General features: G+C 52.0%; 2 tRNA genes and 3 rRNA genes. All 5 read left to right on the forward strand.

Going from position 1 to position 5,702, the window contains the following annotated elements:
- Positions 1-297: 297 nt before the first annotated feature.
- The 5 genes from CGR01S_RS16000 to rrf all read left to right on the forward strand — a co-directional run bounded on the left by CGR01S_RS16000 (position 298) and on the right by rrf (position 5,648).
- Positions 298-1,826 (forward strand): 16S ribosomal RNA (locus tag CGR01S_RS16000).
- A 171-nt stretch (positions 1,827-1,997) separates the two neighbouring features.
- A tRNA-Ile gene (locus tag CGR01S_RS16005) sits at positions 1,998-2,074 on the forward strand.
- Between the two features lie 30 nt (positions 2,075-2,104).
- Positions 2,105-2,180 (forward strand) — tRNA-Ala (locus CGR01S_RS16010).
- Between the two features lie 361 nt (positions 2,181-2,541).
- A 23S ribosomal RNA gene (locus CGR01S_RS16015) occupies positions 2,542-5,418 on the forward strand.
- Between the two features lie 117 nt (positions 5,419-5,535).
- A 5S ribosomal RNA gene (rrf, locus tag CGR01S_RS16020) occupies positions 5,536-5,648 on the forward strand.
- Together the 16S, 23S and 5S rRNA genes with 2 tRNA genes alongside form the textbook arrangement of a ribosomal RNA operon.
- Positions 5,649-5,702: the final 54 nt, after the last annotated feature.

Here is a 5,702-nt window from a genome sequence, read left to right on the forward strand (position 1 = left end):
CTGAGGAGTGAAGAAAAAGCCAAGGGGCTGAAGCGCGAAAGACCTTCAGACTTGACGGGAAATAAAAAAACCTGTCATAATACGAGGCTCTGCTGATCGCAGCGGAGTTTGCAAAAAGAAAAATCTTTTTGCGGGAACGTTAACAACATACAGCCGATAAGCGTGGGCGTTTGAAGACTGTGGCGGGCATCGCAAGATGCCTGGTCGCAAGACCAAACGCTCATGGACAGTAAAAGTGGTAAAACACTTCAAATCCGTCAATGAGTGGAAGTCGAGAGACTTCAAAAATTTAAGATCGAACTGAAGAGTTTGATCCTGGCTCAGATTGAACGCTGGCGGCATGCCTTACACATGCAAGTCGAACGGTAACAGGTCTTCGGATGCTGACGAGTGGCGAACGGGTGAGTAATACATCGGAACGTGCCTGATAGTGGGGGATAACTACTCGAAAGAGTGGCTAATACCGCATAAGATCTCAGGATGAAAGCAGGGGACCGCAAGGCCTTGCGCTAACAGAGCGGCCGATGGCAGATTAGGTAGTTGGTGGGGTAAAGGCTTACCAAGCCTACGATCTGTAGCTGGTCTGAGAGGACGACCAGCCACACTGGGACTGAGACACGGCCCAGACTCCTACGGGAGGCAGCAGTGGGGAATTTTGGACAATGGGCGCAAGCCTGATCCAGCAATGCCGCGTGCAGGATGAAGGCCTTCGGGTTGTAAACTGCTTTTGTACGGAACGAAAAAGCTCTCTCTAATACAGGGGGTGAATGACGGTACCGTAAGAATAAGCACCGGCTAACTACGTGCCAGCAGCCGCGGTAATACGTAGGGTGCAAGCGTTAATCGGAATTACTGGGCGTAAAGCGTGCGCAGGCGGTTTTGTAAGACAGAGGTGAAATCCCCGGGCTCAACCTGGGAACTGCCTTTGTGACTGCAAAGCTGGAGTGCGGCAGAGGGGGATGGAATTCCGCGTGTAGCAGTGAAATGCGTAGATATGCGGAGGAACACCGATGGCGAAGGCAATCCCCTGGGCCTGCACTGACGCTCATGCACGAAAGCGTGGGGAGCAAACAGGATTAGATACCCTGGTAGTCCACGCCCTAAACGATGTCAACTGGTTGTTGGGGATTCACTTCCTCAGTAACGAAGCTAACGCGTGAAGTTGACCGCCTGGGGAGTACGGCCGCAAGGTTAAAACTCAAAGGAATTGACGGGGACCCGCACAAGCGGTGGATGATGTGGTTTAATTCGATGCAACGCGAAAAACCTTACCCACCTTTGACATGTACGGAAGTTGCCAGAGATGGCTTCGTGCTCGAAAGAGAACCGTAACACAGGTGCTGCATGGCTGTCGTCAGCTCGTGTCGTGAGATGTTGGGTTAAGTCCCGCAACGAGCGCAACCCTTGCCATTAGTTGCTACGAAAGGGCACTCTAATGGGACTGCCGGTGACAAACCGGAGGAAGGTGGGGATGACGTCAAGTCCTCATGGCCCTTATAGGTGGGGCTACACACGTCATACAATGGCTGGTACAAAGGGTAGCCAACCCGCGAGGGGGAGCCAATCCCATAAAGCCAGTCGTAGTCCGGATCGCAGTCTGCAACTCGACTGCGTGAAGTCGGAATCGCTAGTAATCGTGGATCAGCATGTCACGGTGAATACGTTCCCGGGTCTTGTACACACCGCCCGTCACACCATGGGAGCGGGTTCTGCCAGAAGTAGGTAGCCTAACCGTAAGGAGGGCGCTTACCACGGCAGGGTTCGTGACTGGGGTGAAGTCGTAACAAGGTAGCCGTATCGGAAGGTGCGGCTGGATCACCTCCTTTCTGGAAAAGGCAAAGCAGCAACAGCAAAGAACTCCTTGCATGCAAGGAAAGACAGGCTGCATGCGAGCTGCGCCATAAAAAGTCACAAGAATTGAACGCCCACACTTATCGGTTGTTGGAACAAGCCCCAAGCCAAAGGAAAAAAAGCCCCGAGGTGAAGGACAAGTGGCCGGGTCTGTAGCTCAGCTGGTTAGAGCACCGTCTTGATAAGGCGGGGGTCGTTGGTTCGAGCCCAACTAGACCCACCAAGTATCCAACGCCGGGTGAGAGAAGGACCCGGGGGATTAGCTCAGCTGGGAGAGCACCTGCTTTGCAAGCAGGGGGTCGTCGGTTCGATCCCGTCATCCTCCACCACCCTGTACCAGGCGCCCTCAACACCAAAGCAGTTTTGCGAAAGACTGCTTTGCTGTTGATCGATAGCGATTGACAAACGGCTGTTCTTTAAAAATTCATAGAGTCGAATCAGCGCTGCTGATGGAAACACCAAGAAATTGGTGACCGTGCCATCAGCAGCATAAAATTTGATTGCGTCAAAACGAACGAACTTTGCGAAAGCAAGGATAGTTCAAGTAATGACGAATCGTTCTCTAAGACATCATTGCGCAAGCGATGATGCTGAAGAAACATTCACATTACGGCATAACGCGCGAGGTGAAAGACCTCGCAAGTCACGACAGGAAACGGAGAAGTCTTGCAAAAGACGTCAAAGTTATAGGGTCAAGTGACTAAGAGCATGTGGTGGATGCCTTGGCGATGATAGGCGACGAAAGACGTGATAGCCTGCGAAAAGCTTCGGGGAGCTGGCAAATAAGCATTGATCCGGAGGTCTCTGAATGGGGAAACCCACCCGCGAGGGTATCGTATTCTGAATACATAGGGATACGAGGCAAACCGGGCGAACTGAAACATCTCAGTAGCTCGAGGAAAAGACATCAACCGAGATTCCGAAAGTAGTGGCGAGCGAAATTGGAACAGCCTGGCAGAGATAGCACAGAGGTTAGCAAAACGGGATGGAAAGCCCGGCCACAGCAGGTGATAGCCCTGTATGCGAAAATTTTTGTGTGGTACTAAGCTGCGAACAAGTAGGGCGGGGCACGAGAAACCCTGTCTGAACATGGGGGGACCATCCTCCAAGGCTAAATACTCATCATCGACCGATAGTGAACCAGTACCGTGAGGGAAAGGCGAAAAGAACCCCGGGAGGGGAGTGAAATAGATCCTGAAACCGCATGCTTACAAAAAGTAGGAGCCCGCAAGGGTGACTGCGTACCTTTTGTATAATGGGTCAGCGACTTACATTCAGTGGCAAGGTTAACCGAATAGGGAAGCCGTAGAGAAATCGAGTCCGAATAGGGCGAATCAGTCGCTGGGTGTAGACCCGAAACCAAGTGATCTACCCATGGCCAGGATGAAGGTGCCGTAACAGGTACTGGAGGTCCGAACCGACTAGTGTTGCAAAACTAGCGGATGAGCTGTGGATAGGGGCGAAAGGCTAAACAAACTTGGAAATAGCTGGTTCTCTCCGAAAACTATTTAGGTAGTGCCTCAAGTATTACCTTCGGGGGTAGAGCACTGTTTAGGCTAGGGGGTCATGGCGACTTACCAAACCTATGCAAACTCCGAATACCGAAGAGTAGAGCTTGGGAGACAGAGCACCGGGTGCTAACGTCCGGACTCAAGAGGGAAACAACCCAGACCGCCAGCTAAGGTCCCTAAAATTGGCTAAGTGGGAAACGAAGTGGGAAGGCTAAAACAGTCAGGATGTTGGCTTAGAAGCAGCCATCATTTAAAGAAAGCGTAATAGCTCACTGATCGAGTCGTCCTGCGCGGAAGATGTAACGGGGCTAAGCCAGTTACCGAAGCTGCGGATGTGCAATTTATTGCACGTGGTAGGAGAGCGTTCTGTAAGCCTGTGAAGGTGGCTTGTAAAGGCTGCTGGAGGTATCAGAAGTGCGAATGCTGACATGAGTAGCGTTAAAGGGGGTGAAAAGCCCCCTCGCCGTAAGCGCAAGGTTTTCTACGCAACGTTCATCGGCGTAGAGTGAGTCGGCCCCTAAGGTGAGGCAGAGATGCGTAGCTGATGGGAAACAGGTCAATATTCCTGTACCGATTGCAAGTGCGATGTGGGGACGGAGAAGGTTAGCTCAGCCAACTGTTGGAATAGTTGGTTCAAGCCTGTAGTCGTGCCTGGTAGGCAAATCCGCCGGGCTTAGATGAGGGGTGATAACGAGGCAGCTTGCTGCCGAAGTGAGTGATACCCTGCTTCCAGGAAAAGCCACTAAGCTTCAGCTTGCAACGACCGTACCGCAAACCGACACTGGTGCGCGAGATGAGTATTCTAAGGCGCTTGAGAGAACTCTGGAGAAGGAACTCGGCAAATTGATACCGTAACTTCGGGAGAAGGTATGCCGCAAGTAGGTGATCTTGTACAAAGGGAGCCCAAAGCGGTTGCAAAAAATCGGTGGCTGCGACTGTTTAATAAAAACACAGCACTCTGCAAACACGAAAGTGGACGTATAGGGTGTGACGCCTGCCCGGTGCTGGAAGATTAAATGATGGGGTGCAAGCTCTTGATTGAAGTCCCAGTAAACGGCGGCCGTAACTATAACGGTCCTAAGGTAGCGAAATTCCTTGTCGGGTAAGTTCCGACCTGCACGAATGGCGTAACGATGGCCACACTGTCTCCTCCAGAGACTCAGCGAAGTTGAAATGTTTGTGATGATGCAATCTCCCCGCGGAAAGACGGAAAGACCCCATGAACCTTTACTGTAGCTTTGTATTGGACTTTGAACGGATCTGTGTAGGATAGGTGGGAGGCTTTGAAGGGTGGACGCTAGTTCACCTGGAGCCGACGTTGAAATACCACCCTGGTGCGTTTGAGGTTCTAACCTAGGTCCATTAGCTGGATCGGGGACAGTGCATGGTGGGCAGTTTGACTGGGGCGGTCTCCTCCCAAAGTGTAACGGAGGAGTTCGAAGGTACGCTAGTTACGGTCGGACATCGTGACGATAGTGCAATGGCATAAGCGTGCTTAACTGCGAGACTGACAAGTCGAGCAGATGCGAAAGCAGGACATAGTGATCCGGTGGTTCTGTATGGAAGGGCCATCGCTCAACGGATAAAAGGTACTCTGGGGATAACAGGCTGATACCGCCCAAGAGTTCATATCGACGGCGGTGTTTGGCACCTCGATGTCGGCTCATCTCATCCTGGGGCTGTAGTCGGTCCCAAGGGTATGGCTGTTCGCCATTTAAAGAGGTACGTGAGCTGGGTTTAAAACGTCGTGAGACAGTTTGGTCCCTATCTTCCGTGGGCGCTGCAGATTTGAGGAAGCCTGCTCCTAGTACGAGAGGACCGGAGTGGACACACCTCTGGTGTACCTGTTGTCACGCCAGTGGCATCGCAGGGTAGCTATGTGTGGAAGAGATAACCGCTGAAAGCATCTAAGCGGGAAACTCGTTTCAAGATGAGATCTGCCGGGGGCTCGACCCCCCTGAAGGGTCGTTCTAGACCAGGACGTTGATAGGCTGGGTGTGCAAGAGCAGCAATGCTTTGAGCTAACCAGTACTAATTGCCCGTGCGGCTTGACCCTATAACTTTGACGTACACCGTCAGACTGTTATGCCAAGCGACGCAATCAATTCAAATACACTGATTCAGACTCTATGAATTCGCCGTGCAGACAAAATCTGCACAGCAACAAGTTATGCCTGACGACCATAGCAGGTTGGTACCACTCCTTCCCATCCCGAACAGGACAGTGAAACAACCTCGCGCCAATGATAGTGCGGATTCCCGTGTGAAAGTAGGTCATCGTCAGGCTCCTACAGCCAGCTAAGCCCCTCTACCCCAATCAGGTAGAGGGGCTTCGCGTTT

The organism is Comamonas granuli NBRC 101663 (assembly GCF_000739995.1).
Lineage (GTDB): Bacteria > Pseudomonadota > Gammaproteobacteria > Burkholderiales > Burkholderiaceae_C > Simplicispira > Simplicispira granuli.